15 protein-coding genes are annotated in these 17,501 nt (G+C 71.5%); 1 reads left to right on the top strand and 14 read right to left on the bottom strand.

Annotated elements, in window-relative coordinates; genetic code table 11:
* Window positions 1-43: 43 nt before the first annotated feature.
* The 3 genes from ACNTMW_RS15820 to ACNTMW_RS15810 all read right to left on the bottom strand — a co-directional run bounded on the left by ACNTMW_RS15820 (window position 44) and on the right by ACNTMW_RS15810 (window position 5,552).
* Window positions 44-448, bottom strand: coding sequence for a roadblock/LC7 domain-containing protein (locus ACNTMW_RS15820; protein WP_426634332.1), 405 nt, complete (start codon window positions 446-448; stop codon window positions 44-46).
* Window positions 445-4,065: a sensor histidine kinase gene (locus ACNTMW_RS15815; RefSeq protein WP_426634331.1), complete on the bottom strand. Its 3,621-nt coding sequence runs from the start codon at window positions 4,063-4,065 to the stop codon at window positions 445-447. Before ACNTMW_RS15815 ends, ACNTMW_RS15820 begins: the two co-directional genes overlap by 4 nt.
* 413 nt (window positions 4,066-4,478) lie before the next feature.
* Entirely contained in the window at window positions 4,479-5,552 is a 1,074-nt protein-coding gene (locus tag ACNTMW_RS15810) for an adenosine deaminase (RefSeq protein WP_426634330.1), read from the bottom strand.
* Window positions 5,553-5,580: 28 nt separating this feature from the next.
* Between ACNTMW_RS15810 and ACNTMW_RS15805 the strand changes: the two genes are divergently transcribed.
* The gene (locus ACNTMW_RS15805; protein ID WP_426634329.1) at window positions 5,581-6,426 is read left to right on the top strand and encodes a putative RNA methyltransferase; all 846 of its coding nucleotides are present in this window, start codon (window positions 5,581-5,583) and stop codon (window positions 6,424-6,426) included.
* 10 nt (window positions 6,427-6,436) lie between these two features.
* Here ACNTMW_RS15805 and ACNTMW_RS15800 read toward each other — a convergent pair whose 3' ends face one another.
* From ACNTMW_RS15800 to ACNTMW_RS15750, 11 genes are all read right to left on the bottom strand, one after another.
* The gene (locus ACNTMW_RS15800; protein ID WP_426634328.1) at window positions 6,437-6,796 is read right to left on the bottom strand and encodes a cupin domain-containing protein; all 360 of its coding nucleotides are present in this window, start codon (window positions 6,794-6,796) and stop codon (window positions 6,437-6,439) included.
* Window positions 6,796-8,079, bottom strand: a complete 1,284-nt coding sequence (locus ACNTMW_RS15795; RefSeq protein WP_426634327.1) for a thymidine phosphorylase — start codon at window positions 8,077-8,079, stop codon at window positions 6,796-6,798. The genes ACNTMW_RS15800 and ACNTMW_RS15795 overlap by 1 nt, the downstream gene beginning before the upstream one ends.
* Before the next feature lie 70 nt (window positions 8,080-8,149).
* A complete protein-coding gene (locus ACNTMW_RS15790) occupies window positions 8,150-8,854 on the bottom strand; it encodes a cytidine deaminase (RefSeq protein WP_426634455.1) in 705 nt (234 codons plus the stop codon).
* A gap of 18 nt (window positions 8,855-8,872) precedes the next feature.
* Window positions 8,873-10,135, bottom strand: coding sequence for an ABC transporter permease (locus tag ACNTMW_RS15785; RefSeq protein ID WP_426634326.1), 1,263 nt, complete (start codon window positions 10,133-10,135; stop codon window positions 8,873-8,875).
* On the bottom strand, window positions 10,132-11,307 hold the full coding sequence (locus ACNTMW_RS15780) for an ABC transporter permease (RefSeq protein WP_426634325.1): 1,176 nt from the start codon (window positions 11,305-11,307) through the stop codon (window positions 10,132-10,134). Before ACNTMW_RS15780 ends, ACNTMW_RS15785 begins: the two co-directional genes overlap by 4 nt.
* Complete coding sequence (locus ACNTMW_RS15775) at window positions 11,304-12,854, bottom strand: ABC transporter ATP-binding protein (RefSeq protein WP_426634324.1); 1,551 nt, start codon at window positions 12,852-12,854, stop codon at window positions 11,304-11,306. Before ACNTMW_RS15775 ends, ACNTMW_RS15780 begins: the two co-directional genes overlap by 4 nt.
* A gap of 104 nt (window positions 12,855-12,958) precedes the next feature.
* Window positions 12,959-14,038: a BMP family lipoprotein gene (locus ACNTMW_RS15770; RefSeq protein ID WP_426634323.1), complete on the bottom strand. Its 1,080-nt coding sequence runs from the start codon at window positions 14,036-14,038 to the stop codon at window positions 12,959-12,961.
* Window positions 14,039-14,359: 321 nt separating this feature from the next.
* The gene (locus ACNTMW_RS15765) at window positions 14,360-14,707 is read right to left on the bottom strand and encodes a hypothetical protein (RefSeq protein WP_426634322.1); all 348 of its coding nucleotides are present in this window, start codon (window positions 14,705-14,707) and stop codon (window positions 14,360-14,362) included.
* A 10-nt stretch (window positions 14,708-14,717) separates the two neighbouring features.
* Complete coding sequence (locus ACNTMW_RS15760) at window positions 14,718-14,948, bottom strand: SCO4848 family membrane protein (RefSeq protein ID WP_426634320.1); 231 nt, start codon at window positions 14,946-14,948, stop codon at window positions 14,718-14,720.
* A gap of 94 nt (window positions 14,949-15,042) precedes the next feature.
* Complete coding sequence (locus ACNTMW_RS15755) at window positions 15,043-15,963, bottom strand: sugar ABC transporter permease (RefSeq protein WP_426634319.1); 921 nt, start codon at window positions 15,961-15,963, stop codon at window positions 15,043-15,045.
* Window positions 15,960-17,453: an ABC transporter permease subunit gene (locus tag ACNTMW_RS15750; protein ID WP_426634318.1), complete on the bottom strand. Its 1,494-nt coding sequence runs from the start codon at window positions 17,451-17,453 to the stop codon at window positions 15,960-15,962. Before ACNTMW_RS15750 ends, ACNTMW_RS15755 begins: the two co-directional genes overlap by 4 nt.
* Window positions 17,454-17,501: the final 48 nt, after the last annotated feature.

The raw sequence follows: 17,501 nt of genomic DNA, 5'->3' as shown, positions 1-17,501 counted from the left end.
GCCAGGTATCACAACACGTGCGACTGATCGCGGCAACAGCCGATCAGCCCAGCAGGCCCGCGGCGGCCCGTGGTGCCGGGGTGAGCGCGTCACCGACCCGGTCGACCAGCAGCGCCATCTCGTAGCCCACCTGGCCCACGTCACAGGCGCGGGCGGCGAGTACCGCGAAGGACGAGCCGTCGGAGATCGACATGAGGAAGAGGAACCCGTTGTCCATCTCCACCACGGTCTGCAGCACGGCACCGCCCTCGAAGCAGCGGGCCGCCCCCAGCGTCAGGCTCACCAGACCGGAGGCGATCGCGGCGAGCTGGTCGGCGCGGTCCCTCGGTAGGTCGCGGGACCCGGCCAGAAGCAATCCGTCGGCGGAAACGGCGACCGCGTGTGCCACACCGGGTACACGGTCGGCGAAGTTGGCGAGCAGCCAACTGAGATCCTGCGTTGTCGTCATGCCTCTTGCTCCTTGCCACCTTGCGAACTTTGTGGTCCGGCCGTGGTGTGCTCCGGGGTCTTCGCTTCGCCGGAATTGGTGCCCCGGCCGCGCTGGACGCCACGGTGGTACGCCGACAGCAGACCACGCACCGCCTCCGGCGTGCGCTTGTGCGCGCTGACAGTACCCTTTTCGACCCCACCGGGTACAAGTTGGGACATGGGTACCCGCTTGGGCAGCCCGGTCGCGGTGGTCGTGAACTCCTGCGGCTCCTCCAGCGCCTTCGCCGCCTGCCATCCATCGTCCGCCGCGCTGCGCCAGGTCTCCTCGACCACGGGCATCGGCCGCTGCGCCGCCTCGGCGGCCGGTGTGACAGGCACCACGGCGGCCGGCGGTTCGGCCACGGCCTCCGGTCCGCCGGGCGCGGCCGGAGCCGCCTCGGGGGCCGGGTTGATGACGTGATCCGGGGCAGCCACCGGCGCGGGCATCGACTCGCGGGGCTGCGGCGGGTTCGCCGAAGCGCCGTTGGTCGGTGCCGCGGGGGCCGGCTTGCGGAACCAGGCCGACTCCAACTCGCGGAAGATCGGCAGTTCCATCGTCTCGTCCGCGAAGCGCTGGTCGACGCCGCCACCAGCGGTGGACGAAGCGTGGTCGGTGGTCTGCCCCCAGTCGACGCGGACCCGCGGCATCTCCGCCGTCATGTCGAGCGCGGCGGCGAACGCTGACGGCACCGCCGGTGGTTCCGCCGTGACCTCGGGCTCGACCGGATGGGGCACCGGCGGCCACGCGGGCGGCGCGGCCGGCGCGGCAACCGGCCTGGGAATGACCGGCTCGTCGACCGGATGTGGGACCCGGACGGCGAGGGGCTCGTCGGGCGTGACCGGGGTGTCGGCGGACGGTACGGCGTCGTCGACGCCCTCCGGGCCGGGCTGCACCGGCCGCTGCCGCGGGATGGCCGGACCGTCAGCGGTGTCCTCCGCCGGCGCGGGCGAATCGGTCGGCCGCCGCTGTGGCAAGGGCTCGCCGTCCTGTGGCCGGACCGGTGGCGGGAACTCGCTGCCGTTGGTGCCGGTGACGTCCGGAACGGTGCCGTTGGCCCCGGTGGTGCCGATGAGGTCGCTCCACGCGGGCGGCTGTCCACGTCCGGGCACCGCCGGAGGTGTACCGGGTTCACCGCCGACGGGGGCGCCGCTGGTCGGGTGGGAGTTGCCGAACAGGCCGGCTCCACCCTCACCGCCCACGGGGGCGCCGCTGGTCGGGCGGGAACCGCCGAACAGGCCGGCTCCACCCTCACTGAACAGACGCGACGTGGTCGGCCCGGACTGACCGGCGGTCGGGCCGCCGGCGGAACCGTTGAGCGTCGGCGCGGGCTCGACCGGCTCCGCGCCGAAGCCCGATCCGGTGCCACCCCAGGAGGGGCCCGCACCGAAGCCCGGGAACCCGGAGCCACCGGTGACCGGCTCCCGCGACGCGTCGCCCGGGGTCGGGACACCGGCACCCGCGCTCGGGACACCGGCACCCGCGGTCGGGGCGCTCTCGAGCGCCAGCGGGGATCCGAACGGCGACCGCTCGGCAACGCCGGTGGTGGCCGCGTCGCGGATACCGGCGATCGGCGATCCGACGACCGGCGCGCCACGGCCGGCGAGGGCCCGCGGTACGAGGACGCTGGCCGGCAGCGTGAGGTCGGCGACGGTGCCGCGCTCACGCGCCGGGCGTAGCTCGATCTTGACGCCGTGCCGCGCGGCCAGCCGGGCGACCACGACGAGACCCATCATCCGGGAGACGGCCACGTCCACCATCGGCGGGTTGGCAAGGCGATCGTTGAGCTCCCGAAGCTGGTCCGGGGAGATACCGATCCCGCGGTCCTCGACCAGGAGGACAGCCCGGTCGCCGACCCGGCGCGCCTCGACCATCACCGCCGAGTCCGGCGGAGAGAAGGCGGTCGCGTTGTCGAGCAGCTCGGCGATGAGGTGGACCATGTCGTTGACCGACTGGGCCGCGATCTCGATGTCCCGGTCGATCATCCCGAACTCGATCCGGGTGTAGTGCTCCACCTCGGACTGGGCCGCGCGCAGCACGTCCATCAGCGGCGCGGGCTCGCGCTGGATGCGGGTGGAGTCGGCGCCGGCGAGCACCAGCAGGTTCTCGTCGTTACGGCGCATCCGGGTCGCCAGGTGGTCGAGCTGGAACAGCTCGGCGAGCCGGTCGGGGTCCTCCTCGCCGCGCTCCAGCCGGTCGAGGTGGCCGATCAACCGGTCGACCAGGATCTGGCTGCGGCGGGCGAGGTTGACGAACATCGTCGCGACGCTGGCGCGCAGAGCGGCCTGCTCGGCGGCGGTCCGGACCGCCTCCAGGTGCACCGCGTTGAACGCCTCGGCGACCTGGCCGAACTCGTCGTTGCTGCGCACCGGCAGCGGCTCGGCGATCTGGGCGGCGAGCTGCTGCGGGGACGCCTGGCTGGCCAGCTGCGGGTCACGCAGCCGGGCGACCGCCTGAGGCAGGCCGTACTGGGCGACGGTGAGCGCGCCGTGGCGCAGCTCGCGCAGCGAGCGGGCCATGGACCGGGCGACACCCCACGCGAACATGATGGACAGCATCAGCAGGCCGAGCAGCATGGCGACCTGGAGGACCATCCGCCGCTGCAACTGGTCGCGCAGGTTCGACGCGTCGCGGATCGCCTGGTCGTCGAGCGTGGTCTCCACCTTGCGGACCTGGTCGGCCCGGCCGACCATCGCCCGGTCCCACTGCTGCGGCGTGAAGATGTCCGATGGCAGGTCGTCGCCGGCGAGGCTGGAGATGGTGCTCTGGAAGTTCTCCGCCTCGCGCCGGTCGGCGCCGGTCACTGTCTTGTCGTAGAGCGTGCGCTGGGGCTGCTCGGCGACCGCCTGGAACTGGCGCAGCGCGAGGTCCTGCCCCTTGAGGGTGCCGATGAACTGCGTCTTCATCTGCGTCGGCATCGAGCGCTGGAGCAGCGCCTGGAGCACGACCACGCGCTCCTCGGCGAGGTACTCCTTGGTCTGCGACAGCGCGGCCGAGGCGCGCATCTCGGCGCCGAGGTGCTGGTCGTTGGTGAGCTGGGCGGCCGAGCCGCGGACCGCCACCAGGTCACCGATGAGGGTCTGGTACCGGAAGATGGCGTTGGTCAGCGTCGTCGGCTCGGTGCCGCTCGGCTGACCGCTGGAGCGGATCTGCTCCCGCTGCTTGGGCAGGTCGGACAGCTGGGTGTCGATGCGGTTGAGCTGGCCGCGGAAGTCGGCGGGGACGGTGCCGAGCGCGGAGCGGCGCAGCCGGTACTTCTTGTACGCCTCATCGGTGAGCCCCGCCTGACGGTCGAACGCCGCCCGGGTCTCGTTGTTCGGGCTGCCCAGCAGGAGCGTGGAGGCCGCCCGCTCGTTCTGCAGTTCGTGAACCAGCGCGCCGCTCTCGGCCGTCAGGCCGGCCAGCAGGCGGGCCTGGTCGGCGTCGTTGGCCTGCCGGTAGTTGTCCACCAGGCCCAGCACACCGACCACGACGGTGGCGATGGTGGGCACGATCATGATGAGTCCGAGCTTGGACCAGATCGGCGCGTTACGCAGCCAGCCCACGGGCAGGTGCAGACGCGAGAACCTCGAGGTTCCCGTCGTTGGCCGTTTGCTCACCTCACCGCCCTCCGAACCGGTGCCTGACGAACAGTAGGCACCCGTGACCGGCCGACCCGAATTCGGGCCAGACCCCCGAGATTCCACCATGTCCGCTGGCAAAGAGAAAGCCCAGCGTGGGCCCGGACACCGTGGGGGGTTGCCGGCACGAGGCCCCTGTGCAGCGAAATCACTTCTCAGGACCCCTTATAGAAGGACAGAAAGTCGTAAATGTCGGTATCGTACTTGCGGGTTTTTTGGGTGGTCTTGCGCGTCTATGCCGAAGCCGAACAGTGTGAATAACCTGGACGGACGCCGGGCCACGGCCGATCGCCGCCCATCGGCGGGTCACACGGTACGCCGCCGGATGTGCCCGCCGGCGCGGCCGTTCGGGCCGCCCCCGGCGCCGCTCGGCCGAGCCGTACCGGGGACGATCAGCCGAGCAGCTTGGCGTACGCCGGCTTGATCACCTCGTTGATCAGGACGAGCCGTTCGTCGAACGGAACGAAGGCGCTCTTCATCGCGTTGACGGTGAACCACTGTAGCTCCGCCCAGCCGTAGCCGAACGCCTCCACCAGCAGCGCCATCTCCCGGGTCATGCCGGTCCGGCTCATCAGCCGGTTGTCGGTGTTGACCGTGACCCGGAACCGCAGGTCCCGCAGCAGGCCGATGGGGTGCTCGGCGATCGACGCCGCGGCCCCCGTCTGCACGTTCGACGACGGGCACAGCTCCAGCGGGATCCGCTTGTCCCGCACGTACGCGGCCAGCCGGCCCAGCTTGCCGGACTCGCGGTCGATGTCGTCGACGATACGCACGCCGTGGCCCAGCCGGTCGGCGCCGCACCACTGGATGGCCTGCCAGATGGACGGCAGCCCGAACGCCTCACCGGCGTGGATGGTGAAGTGGAAGTTCTCGCGCTGCAGGTACTCGAACGCGTCCAGGTGCCGGGTGGGCGGGTACCCCGCCTCGGCGCCGGCGATGTCGAACCCGACCACGCCGCTGTCGCGGTACCGCACCGCCAGCTCGGCGATCTCCATCGACCGGGCCGCGTGGCGCATCGCGGTGAGCAGGGTGCCCACCCGGATGGGCGTACCCGCCACGGCCGCCTGCCGGGCCCCGTCGGCGAACCCGGCGAGGACCGCCTCCACCACCTCCGGCAGCGTGAGGTCCCGCTCCAGGTGCTGCTCCGGCGCGAACCGTACCTCCGCGTACACGACGCCGTCCGCGGCCAGGTCGAGCGCGCACTCGGCGGCGACCCGGTGCAGCGCCTCGGCGGTCTGGGTGACCGCGACGGTGTGGGCGAACGTCTCCAGGTAACGCTCCAGCGACCCGGAGTCGGCCGCGCGGGCGAACCAGTCCCCCAGCTCCCCGGCGTCGGTGCTGGGCAGCGGGTGTCCGACCGCGTCGGCCAGTTCGACGATCGTGGCCGGACGCAGGCCGCCGTCAAGGTGGTCGTGGAGCAGCACCTTCGGCGCCCGCCGGATCTCTTCATAGGTTGGTGCAGGCATCCCTCGACCCTACGGCCATGATGGTCGGGTGCGCGCCGACATCGTGGATCACCTGCGCTGCCCCGTCTGCTCCGCCGCGCTGGTGCCCGCGCCGGGTGCCCTGCGCTGCGCCGACGGGCACACCTTCGACCTCGCCCGACAGGGGTACGTCGACCTGAGCGCGGGGCGGCTGACCCACCCGGGCGACACCGCCGAGATGGTCGCCGCGCGGCAGGAGTTGCTGGGCGCCGGGCACTTCCGGGTACTGACCGACGCGCTCGTGGTGGCGCTGGGCGACCGGCCGCCGGGCCTGGTCGTCGACGTCGGCGCCGGCACCGGCCAGCACCTGGCGGCGCTGCTGGAGGCCCGACCGGGCGACCTGGGCGTGGCGGTGGACGTCTCCAAGCCGGCGCTGCGCCGCGCGGCCCGCGCCCACCCACGGCTGGCGGCGGTCCGCGCGGACGCCTGGCGCGGTCTGCCCCTGGCCGACGGGGCGGCCGACGCCGTCCTCGACGTGTTCGCGCCCCGCTCCGGACCCGAGTTCCACCGGATCCTGACCCCCGGCGGCGTGCTGGTCGTGGTCACACCCGCACCGGCGCACCTGGGCGCCCTGGTCGACACGCTGGATCTGGTACGGGTCGACCCGGCCAAGTCGCAGCGGCTGGCCGCCTCCCTGGAGCCGTGGTTCGTCAAGGACGACGAACGGCGCTACGAGTGGCCGCTGGAACTGTCCCGGGCGCAGGCGCGGACGGCGGTCGCGATGGGGCCCAGCGCCTGGCACACCGACGCCGACCGGCTCACCGCGGCGCTGGGTGGGCTGCCGGAGCCGGTGACGGTCACGGCGGCGGTCGACGTGACCCGCTGGACCCCGCGCCGGCAGCCGCGGCCGGCGTAGCCGACAGCGGCTACTCCGGGTCCCGGCGGGCCAGGTCCGGACCGAACGCCGGCAGGCAGACCGCGACGTACTCGGCGCCGGAGTCGGCCGGGGTCGCGTACCGGATGCGCTCCCCCGCCCGGGTCACCACGGCCTGCCCGGCGCCGACCGCCAGGACCCCGTCCGGGGTCTCCACCGTGACCCGGCCGCGCAGCACCAGCGTGTACTCGTCGAACTCCGGTGTCTGGAACGGCTCGGTCCACCCGGCCGGCGCGACCATGTGCGCGATCGACACCGCCTCGTCGCCGGTGTTGACCCGGCCGACGTACTCGTCAATGATCTTTCCCCCGGGCACCGGCACCCGGGTCGCCTTCCCGACCAGTTCCGCCATTACGCGATCCTCTCCAGAACCAGGGGCCGGGCGGCGGGCGGGGCGTCGGCGACGCCGACGGCGCCGTCGGCGGCCGCGAGCGCCGCGGGGATGCGGCCCGCGTCGTCGGTACGCAGCTCGTACAGGACGTCCCCGCGCCGCACCGGGTCACCGGGCCTGGCGTGCAGCAGGATCCCGGCGGCGGCGCTCACCGGGTCCTCCTTGCGGGCCCGGCCGGCGCCGAGCCGCCAGGCGGCCACCCCGAGCGCGAACGCGTCCATCCCGGTCACGTACCCGTCCCGGTCGGCCCGGACGTACTCGCTCTCGGCCGCCTTCGGCAGCGCCGCGTCCGGGTCGCCGCCCTGCGCGCGCACCAGCGCCCGCCAGGAGTCCATCGCCCGCCCGTCGGCGAGCGCGGCGGCCGGGTCGGCGTCGGGCAGGCCGGCGGCGCCGAGCATCTCCCGGGCCAGCGCGAGGGTCAACTCGACCACGTCGGCCGGCCCTCCGCCGGCCAGGACGTCGACCGACTCGGCGACCTCGATGCCGTTGCCGATCGCGTACCCGAGCGGCGTGTCCATGTCGGTGAGCAGCGCGACGGTGGTCACGTCGTGGGCCTTGCCCAGCTCGACCATGGTCCGGGCCAGCTCGCGGGCGTCGTCGGCGCGCTTCATGAACGCACCGGTGCCGACCTTCACGTCGAGGACGAGCGCGGAGGTACCCTCGGCGATCTTCTTGCTCATGATGGAGCTGGCGATCAGCGGGATCGCCTCGACGGTGCCGGTCACGTCGCGCAGCGCGTACAGCTTGCGGTCGGCGGGGGCGAGCCCCTCCCCGGCGGCGCAGATGGCCGCGCCGACGGTCCGCAACTGCCCGACGAACTCCTCATTGGACAGCCTGGTCCGGAAGCCCGGGATGGCCTCCAGCTTGTCCAGCGTGCCGCCGGTGTGGCCGAGCCCCCGCCCGGACAGCTGCGGCACGGCCGCGCCGCACGCCGCCACCAGCGGGGTGAGCGGCAGTGTGATCTTGTCGCCGACGCCGCCGGTGGAGTGCTTGTCCACCGTGGGGCGACCGACGCCCGCCAGGTCGAGCCGCTCCCCGCTGGCGATCATCGCGGCGGTCCACCGCGCGATCTCGGCCGGCGTCATGCCGCGCAGCAGGATCGCCATGGCCAGCGCCGACATCTGCTCGTCGGCGACCGTACCCCGGGTGTACGCGTCGACCACCCAGTCGATCTGCGCGTCGGACAGCACGCCGCCGTCGCGCTTGGCCCTGATCACGTCGACGGCCGCGAACGCTTCACTCATGCACATCTCCTCATGATCACGGAGACTTCTCCGTGTCCCGGCACGGAAAAGTCTCCGTGATCACGCAGATTTACGGGCGCCACTCGCGGGAAACCTCGGCGGGGGGTACACCCACACCGGCCCAGCTGAGCGTGCCGTCCGCCTCGACCACGACCACGCGGGAGGTGCGGGTCCTCCCCCAGGCCACCGCCGAGGCCGCGTCCGGCCAGGTCGGTGCCTCCTGGAGGATCCCGGACGCCTCGTCGGCGTGCGCCGCGCGCTCCCAGTACGCCGTCCACACCGGCTGTCCACCGGCGACGTCACGGTGCACGAACACCGCCCCGTGGCCCACGTACTCCAGCAGCGCGTTCGGCACGGCCTCCGGCGCCGGCTCCGCGCGCTCCGGCGAGCGGCCCAGGTCGCCGGCGTCGAACGCGTACGGCAGCAGCTCCGTCATCGGTACCGGGCCGGTGGCCGTCTCCACCAGGCAGCGCGGGCCGCCGTGCTCCCACAGCAGTTGCCGGCAGCGCCCGCAGGGCATCAGCGGGGTGCCCTGCGCGTCCACACAGGAGATCGCCATCAGCCGGCCGCCACCGGTCGCGTGCAGAGCCGAGACCAGGCCGCACTCGGCGCACAGGCCCACGCCGTACGAGGCGTTCTCCACGTTGCAGCCGGTGATCACCCGGCCGTCGTCGACCAGGCCGGCTACACCGACCGGAAACCGGGAGTACGGCGCGTACGCCCGGTGCATCGCCCCGACCGCCGCCTCGCGCAGCGCAGCCCAGTCCACGTCCACGTTGGTGTCCTCCACTCGTCAGCCGCCTCGGCGGTACCGCTGCCCGTCGGCGGCCGGCATCCGCAGCCGCTGCGAGGCCAGCGCCAGTACGACCAGTGTGGTGATGTGCGGGGCGGCCTGCACGAACTCGCCCGGGATGCTATCGGTCGTGGCGTACCACAGGCCGGTCAGCAGGCCTGCGGCGACCGCGACGCCGCCCATCACGACCTGCCGGCGTACCAGCCGCCACACGCCGAACGCCAGCAGCATCAGCGCCAGGAACAGCAGCAGCGCGTGCACCGACGTGCTGCCCCCGCGCAGTTGCAGCGCGTCGGTGTACCCGAACAGCAGCGCGCCGCCGGCCAGTCCGCCGGGCCGCCAGTTACCGAAGATCATCGCGGCCAGGCCGATGAAGCCACGGCCGCCGGTCTGCCCCTGGCGGTAGATGCTGGAGGCGACCATCGACAGGAACGCGCCGCCCAGGCCGGCCAGCGCACCGGAGACCACGACACCGTAGTACTTGTACCGGTAGACGTTGACGCCCAGCGACTCCGCCGCCTTGGGGTTCTCGCCGACCGACCGCAGCCGCAGGCCGAACGGCGTGCGCCACAGCACCCAGAACGAGACCGGCACCAGCAGCACGGCGAGGATGGTCAGCGCCGACACCTCGGTCAGGGCGCCGCGCAGGATCCCGGCGACGTCGCTGACCAGGAACCAGTGCCTGCGCTCGAGACCGTCGAGCGCAGGCACGCCCGGCACGCTCCAGCGCGGCAGCTCGGGTACGGTCGGCGACTGGGTCACGCCGCCGCCGGGCAGACCCTTGAAGGCCAGCTGCGACAGGAACCGGGCGACGCCTTCGGCGAGGATCGTGATGGCCACACCGGAGATGATGTGGTCGACGCCGAAGGTGACCGTGGCCAGCGCGTGCAGCAGGCCGCCGAGGGCGCCGCCGGCGATCGCGGCCAGCACGCCGACCCACGGTCCCCAGTGGTACCCGGCCCACGCGCCGAACCAGGTACCGAAGATCAGCTGGCCCTCCAGGCCGATGTTCACCACACCGGCCCGCTCGGCCCACAGGCCGCCCAGGCCGGCGAGGCCGATCGGTACGGCCGACTGCAGCGCCGCGCGGATCGCGCCGCTGGAGGTGAGGTCGTTGGCGCCGGTGACGGTCCGGACCGCGGCGAGCGCGACGAGGCCGCCGGCGATCACCAGCAGCAGGACCGGCAGGCTGAACCGGCTGCCGCGCGGCGACGGCGCCGCCGGGGCGGCCGGGGTCGAGGTCAGGACGGCATCCGTGGTCATGCGGACACCTCGCTCTTGTTCGCCGACGGCGTCGGGCCGGGCTCGGCGACCACGGCGCCGACCCGGCGCTGCTGCGCCCGCTGGCTGAGCCGGTTGGCCAGCTCGTAGGCCACGACGACCGCCAGTACGGTCGTGCCCTGCATGATCGTCACGATCTCCTTCGGGATCTCCTCGATGTCGAGGATCTGCGACGAGGTGTTGAGGAAGGCCCACAACAGGGAGGCGAGCGCGATCCCGACCGGCGAGTTGCGGCCGAGCAGCGCGATCCCGATGGCGGTGAAGCCGAGCCCGCCGACCGAGGTGGTGTGCGCATGGCGCTCACCCAGCAGTTGCGACATGCCGACGAGGCCGGCGACCGCGCCGGACAGCAGCATCGCGTACAGCACCATGCGCCGGGCGTTCACGCCGCTGGCCACGGCCGCGGTCGGGCTCTGGCCGCTGGCGCGCAGGTCGAAACCGAAGCGGGTGCGGCCGAGCACGAACCAGTACCCGAGCCCGACCAGAACGGCCACCACGATGAAGCCGTTGACCTTGCTGTCGGCGCCGGGAACCAGCGGGATCCCGGACACCCAGGAGTCCGACGGCAACGTCGGGGTGGCGACGTCGTTGCTGCCCTTGGCCTGCACGCCCAGCCGGTTGGTGGTCAACAGGTACGCGACGATCTGGCCGCCGATGAAGTTCAGCATGATCGTCGAGATGACCTCGCTGACGCCCCGGGTGACCTTCAGCAGCGCGGCGACCCCGGCCCAGAAGGCACCGACGGCCATCGCGACCACGATGATCAGCAGGATCCGCAGGATGCCGGGCGCCCAGTCCAGGAACGGCGCCGCGCCGAGCGAGGCCGCGAGCAGGCTCGCCAGCCGGTACTGGCCGTCGACGCCGATGTTGAACAGGTTCATCCGGAAGCCGATGGCGACCGCGATGGCGGCGATGTAGAAGTCGACGGACTTGTTGAGAATGTCGACGATCGAGTCCGGCCGGGAGCCGTACTCGAACATGGCGCTGAACGCCGTCCCCGGGTCCTGGTTGCTGACCGCCAGCGCGATCGACGAGATCAGGGCGGCGAGCAGCAGCGCACCCACGGGCGCGAGCACCTTGGGCAGCAGTTGCCGCCGGTCCAGCCGGGCGGCCCAGGCCCGCCCCGGCGTCACCGCTTGCGATGTACCACTCATGAGGTCTCCTCGCCCGCGCCGGTCATGGCCAGGCCGAGCTGTTCCGGGGTGACGGTGGCCGGGTCGGCCTCGGCCACGAAGCGGCCCCGGAAGATCACCTTGAGCGAGTCGGACAGGCCGATCAGCTCGTCGAGGTCGGCCGAGATGAGCAGCACGCCCATCCCCTCCCGGCGGGCCCGCTTGATGTGCTCCCAGATCGCCGCCTGCGCGCCCACGTCCACCCCGCGGGTGGGGTGCGCGGCGAGCAGCACCTTGGGCGTGTGGCTCATCTCCCGGCCGACGATGAGCTTCTGCTGGTTGCCGCCGGACAGCGCCCCGACGGGCACGTCGATGCCGGGCGTACGCACGTCGTAGTCGGCCACGATCCGCGCGGTGTCCCGGCGGGCGCCGCGGATGTCGAGCAGCGGACCGCGCGCGTTCGGCTGTTCGGTCTGGTGGCCGAGGATCCGGTTCTCCCACAGCGGCGCCTCCAGCAGCAGCCCCTGCCGGTGCCGGTCCTCCGGGACGTGGCCCAGGCCGGCCTCGCGGCGGGCCCGGGTGCTCCAGTCGCTGATGTCGGCGCCGTCGAGCCGGACCTGGCCGGTGGCCGGCCGCATGCCCATGATCGCCTCGATCAGCTCCGCCTGGCCGTTGCCCTCGACCCCGGCGATGCCGACGACCTCGCCCCGGTGGATCGTGAAGCTGACGCCGTCCACCAGCGGACGCCCGTCCGGAGTGTGCACCGACAGATCGATGACCGACAGCGCCTGGTCGGAGGTCACGGTGGACTCGCGCGCCTCCGGGCTGGGCAGCTCGCTGCCGACCATCAGCGTCGCGAGCTGCCGGGAGGTGACCTCGCGCGGGTCGACCGAGGCGACCGTCGTGCCGCGGCGGATCACCGTGATCGCGTCGGCGACGGCGAGCACCTCGTGCAGCTTGTGCGAGATGAAGATGATGGTGAGGCCCTCGCGGGTGAGCTGGCGCAGGTTGTCGAAGAGCGCGTCGACCTCCTGCGGCACGAGGACCGCGGTGGGCTCGTCCAGGATGAGCACCCGCGCGCCCCGGTAGAGCACCTTGAGGATCTCGACGCGCTGCCGGTCGCCGACGCCGAGGTTCTCCACCAGCGCTTCCGGGTCGACGCCGAGGCCGTACTGGCCGGAGATCTCGCGGATCCGGCGCGCGGCGGCGTCGCCGATGCCGTGCAGCTTCTCGGCGCCGAGGACGATGTTCTCCAGCACGGTGAAGTTGTCGGCGAGCATGAAGTGCTGGTGCACCATGCCGATGCCGGCCTTGATGGCCTGCTGGGGAGATCCGAAGACGACCCGCTCGCCGTCGATGAGGATCTCGCCGGAGTCCGGACGGTGCATCCCGTAGAGCGTCTTCATCAGGGTCGACTTGCCGGCGCCGTTCTCACCCACGATGGCGTGGATGCTGCCACGGCGTACGGACAGGTCGATGTCGTGGTTGGCCACGACACCGGGGAACCGTTTGGTGATCCCCCGCAGTTGCACCGCGGGCGGCTCGCCCGCCCCCGCGGGGGGCGCCGCGGGTGCCACGTCGGTGCTCATCGAATCCCTTCCTCCCAGGGTCTGGCGCGGATGCGCGGCGTCGTGCGCCATGACGGTGGCGGGGCCCGGTCCGGACCCCGCCACGGTCAGTCGTTACCGATGGATCAGCCGTTGGTCGGCTTCGACGGTACGGTGATCTTGCCGTCGATGATCTGCTGCTTGTACTCGTCGAGCTTGGTCTTGATGTCGTCGATCTTGCCGCCGCTGACCGAGTACCCGACGCCGTCGGCCTTGAGGTCGAAGACCGTCTCACCGGCGGTGAACTTGCCGGCGCCCTCGTCCTTGACGAACTGGTACACCGCCGTGTCGACCCGCTTGAGCATGGAGGTCAGGATGACGTCCTTGAGGTCCGGGGTGACGGTCTCGTACTGGTCGGAGTCGACACCGATCGCGAGCTTGCCCTTGCCCTTGGCGGCCTTGAACACGCCCGTACCCGAGCCACCGGCGGCCTGGTAGACCACGTCGGCACCGTTGTCGTACATGCCCTCGGCGGCGGTCTGCCCCTTGGCCGGGTCGTTGAAGCCCGAGCACTTGTCGCCGACGGTCGACAGGTACTTGGCCGTGACCTGGATGTCGGACTTGACAGCCTTGGCGCCCGCCACGTAGCCGGCCTCGAACTTCTTGATCAGGTCGACCTCGCAGCCACCGATGAAGCCGATCTGACCGGTCTTGGTCTTGAGCGCGGCGGCCGCGCCGACGAGGAAGGAGCCCTGCTCCTCGGCGAAGGTCAGGTTGGCCAGGTTCGGCGCCTTGACGCTCGCGTCGTCGATGATCGCGAACTTGGTGTCCTTGCAGTCCTTCGCGGCGCGCGCGATCGGACCGCTGGTCGGGTCACCGGCGTAGGCGAAACCGACCGCGATGACCGGGTTGTAGCCGCTCTCGCACAGCAGCTTCAGCCGCGAGTACTTGTCGTTCTCGGTCTCGTCCTTGTTGGCCTCGAGTTCCCGGGTCTGGATGTCGAGGTCCTTCTTGGCCTTCTCCAGACCGGCCGCGGCCGCGTCGTTGAAGGACTTGTCGCCACGCCCACCGATGTCGTATGCCAGGCCGACCTTGACGGTCTTCTTGGCACCGCCGTCGCCGTTGCCAGTGTCGTTGTTGCTCTTACCACCGCAGGCAGCCATGCCGAGCGCGACAAGCGTCACCCCGGCGGTCGCGAGCAGCTTCATCCCACGCGCTCGGCGCAAGACGATCTCCTTCCGATTGCACCGCCACGTCGCGGTGTACTCAACGGACGGGAGCGTACGCCGAAACACCACGTGAACCCTGGTCACGTTATAGGCCTGTGACATGACCTCGATGGCAACGTGCCCTAACCGTCACAGGTCGAGTGGGTACCGCTCACGAACCGCAGAATTTACGGTCACCGAGCGCATTCACTCGCAAGGTTCACGCAGGTTCCGGGGAGTCGAGACACCCCTATCGGTGGAGGTCACGATTCCCCGGAAGATGTGCGGGTGACGCCGGTCGGTGCCCGGAACTGTCCGGTCAGCGCCGGAACTATCCGGTTAGTGCCAGAATGTGGCAACGGCGGCGTTGGCCAGGGTCAGACCGACGATGGCCAGGAAGTGACCCTTGTTGACCTCGGGCCGCTTCCGGGAGAAGAACACCATCACGAAGATCAGCAGCGCGACGACGCCCTTGACCGCCAGCTTGACCGGGTCGGGCTCCTTGTCGCCGCCGCCACGCAGCGGCGCCGCCAGCGCCAGACCGGTGACGACCTGGATCGCGGCGCCCCACAGTATGGGCGCGTTGATGCGGACCCGCCCCGAGACGTACTGCGCGATCGCGCCGCCCAGCAGCACCGCGAACCCGATCAGGTGCGCGTACCGCAGCACCAGCCGGAGAGCCTCCATGCCTGCTCCTTTACCGGTTACGGGCGGCGCGCCACCCGCGCAGCCCCAGAACGCCGACCGCGGTGCCGATCGCCAGCGACACCACGATGAGCACCGCGTGCACCCACAGGAACGAGGTCGGCGTACCACCGTGCCAGGAGCGTGGATCAGCCCAGATCGCGACCGCGAAGCGCGGCCAGATCACCCAGCTCCACACGCCCACGGCCACCAGGAACACCGACCACCACCGCGACAGCACCACGGCAGCCGAGTATGCCGTACGCGGCCGGGGGCGTTCCGACGACCGCCCCCGATGGCGCCCACCTCACGCGCCGACGGCCCCCGGCCGGGCACACTCAGCCCTTCACCGCGCCCGAGGTCAACCCGGAGACGATGTAGCGCTGGAGGAACTGGAACACCACGACCGTCGGGATCGCGGTCAGCAGCGAACCGGCGCAGAACATGCCGAAGTTGGCGTCCCGGTTGCCCTCCGCGATCATCCCGTACAGGCCCACCGCCAGGGTCTTGGACTCCGGGTCGTACAGGAACACGTTGGCGAGCAGGAACTCGTTGATGGTCGTGATGAAGACCAGCAGGCCGGTGATGGCCAGGATCGGCGTCACCAGCGGCAGCATGATCCGGAAGAACACCTGCACGTGCGAGGCGCCGTCGACGGTGGCCGACTCGTCCAGCTCCCTGGGCACGGTGTCCAGGAAGCCCTTCATCAGCCAGGTGTTCACACCCAGCGCGCCGCCGAGGTAGAGCAGGATCAGGCCCCACGGCGAGCTGAAGCCCAGGCCCGGCCAGTACCCGCCGATCCCGGCGAACATGAGATAGATCGCGACCACCGCGAGGAACTGCGGGAACATCTGGATCAGCAGCAGCGACAGCAGCCCGACCCGCCGCCCCACGAAGCGCATCCGGCTGAACGCGTACGCGGCGAGCATCGACAGGAACACCGCGGCCGCCGAGGCGGCCCCGGAGATCAGGATCGAGTTGGCGTACCAGTGCGCGAAGACGGTGCGGCCGAACAGACGGGCGAAGTTGTCGACGGTGAAGCCGGTGGGCAGGGCCTGCGTCGACGACAGCGTGCCGAGCGGGTTGAGCGCGGCCGAGACCACGAACACGATCGGGAACAGGGAGAACAGCACGGCGAGCACACCGACGAGGTGGCGCCAGCCGACCCGGGCGAACCATCCGCCCCGCGTGGTTCGCCGCCGAGTGTCCTGATTCGGCCGCGGGTCCGTGCGTGGCGTCGGCGAATGACGCGTGGTCACGAGTACACCTCCTCCTGACGGCGGGTCCGCCGGAAGCTGACCGCGGAGATCACGGCGACGATGGTGAAGATGTAGACGGAGATCGCGGCCGCGAACCCGTACCGGGCTCCGGCGCCGCCGAACGCCAGCCGGTACGTGTACGTGATGAGCAGGTCGGTCGCGCCCGCCGTCGGGTCGTCGGCCGGGAACGGACCGCCCTCCGTGGTCAGGTAGATCGCATTGAAGTTGTTGAAGTTGTACGCGAACGACGAGATCAGCAGCGGCGACAGCGCGACCAGCAGCAGCGGCAGGGTGACCCGGCGGAACGCCTGCCAGGGTGACGCGCCGTCCATCGACGCCGCCTCGGTCATCTCCCGCGGGATCGCCTGCAGGGCGCCGGTGGCGACCAGGAACATGTACGGGTACCCGAGCCACAACTGCACTCCGATGACGGCGAAGCGGGCGGTCCACGGCGTGCCCAGCCAGTCCACCGACAGGCCGGACAACCGGTTGATCAGCCCGAAGTCGGCGTTGAACATGTCCCGCCAGACCAGCAGCATGGCGAACGACGGCATCGCGTACGGCAGGACGAGCAGGGCCCGGTAGATCGTGCGCCCGCGTACCCGGTCGGAGTGCAGCGCGAGCGCGCACAGCATCCCGAGCGCGAACGTGGTCAGCACCGACGCGACCGCGAACACGAGGTTCCAGGCGAGGGTGCCGAAGAACGGCCGGGCGATCCGGGAGTCGGTGACGACCTGGGTGAAGTTGCGCAGGCCCACGGTGATCCGCCAGCCCTGCGGCAGCCGCTGCCCGTCGGAGTCCACGAAGGACCCGTCGCGGGCGGTCCAGCGGTGGCCGGTGGCGGCGTCCACGATGCAGTCGCAGTCGGCGTGGTAGGAGCGCTGCGCCCGCCCCTCGTACGCCCGGGAGATGCCCGACGAGCGGATCGCGCCGCCACTGGTCGGCACCACGAGGTCGGTGATCTCCCTGCTGCGGGCACCGGCCTCGCCCAGGCTCAGCGGCGTGTACCCGTCCGGGATGCCGTCGACCGGCTTCAGTCCGTGCGCGTCACCGAGGAACTGTTTCCCGGCCGGGTCGGTGAGCAGGAAGGCGATCGCGCCGTCGGCGCCGTCGAGGACCTTGAGCGCGTACTCCGGCGCGCCGGGCACCTCGACGACGGACGCGGTCTGGATGGCGGTGATCGCGTCCTGCTTGGTGCCCCGGTGGCCGTCACCGAAGTTGGAGAAGGCCGTGCCCATCGTGTTGAGCACCGGCACGATCTGGAACGCGACGAGGAACAGGGTGCCGGGCAGCAGGTACTTCAGCGGCAGCCGGCGCGGGGTCAGGTACGCGTAGAAGATCAGCGCGACGACGGCGACCTCGACGGCGAGACCGGCCCACGCGCGGGCCTGGACCAGCGGGAACGCCGCCCATACGGCGAGCGCCGCGACCAGGCCGAGAAGCAGGATCTTGGCGACCAGGCCGGTGGCCGTGGTGCGGGATGTCAGCACGGTAGCTCCCTCGACCATGATCGAAACAACGTCCGGCTAGTTGCGGCC

The organism is Planosporangium spinosum (assembly GCF_049999945.1).
Taxonomy (GTDB): domain Bacteria; phylum Actinomycetota; class Actinomycetes; order Mycobacteriales; family Micromonosporaceae; genus Planosporangium; species Planosporangium spinosum.
This window is presented reverse-complemented; position numbering and strand designations above follow the sequence as displayed.

Bases quoted from the DNA above. Each gene is read 5' to 3' on its own strand.
- ACNTMW_RS15765 (WP_426634322.1), bottom strand. From the start codon at position 14,707: ATGGAGGCTCTCCGGCTGGTGCTGCGGTACGCGCACCTGATCGGGTTC.
- ACNTMW_RS15780 (WP_426634325.1), bottom strand. From the start codon at position 11,307: ATGAGTGGTACATCGCAAGCGGTGACGCCGGGGCGGGCCTGGGCCGCC.
- ACNTMW_RS15775 (WP_426634324.1), bottom strand. From the start codon at position 12,854: ATGAGCACCGACGTGGCACCCGCGGCGCCCCCCGCGGGGGCGGGCGAG.
- ACNTMW_RS15820 (WP_426634332.1), bottom strand. From the start codon at position 448: ATGACGACAACGCAGGATCTCAGTTGGCTGCTCGCCAACTTCGCCGAC.
- ACNTMW_RS15810 (WP_426634330.1), bottom strand. From the start codon at position 5,552: ATGCCTGCACCAACCTATGAAGAGATCCGGCGGGCGCCGAAGGTGCTG.
- ACNTMW_RS15800 (WP_426634328.1), bottom strand. From the start codon at position 6,796: ATGGCGGAACTGGTCGGGAAGGCGACCCGGGTGCCGGTGCCCGGGGGA.
- ACNTMW_RS15785 (WP_426634326.1), bottom strand. From the start codon at position 10,135: ATGACCACGGATGCCGTCCTGACCTCGACCCCGGCCGCCCCGGCGGCG.
- ACNTMW_RS15795 (WP_426634327.1), bottom strand. From the start codon at position 8,079: ATGAGTGAAGCGTTCGCGGCCGTCGACGTGATCAGGGCCAAGCGCGAC.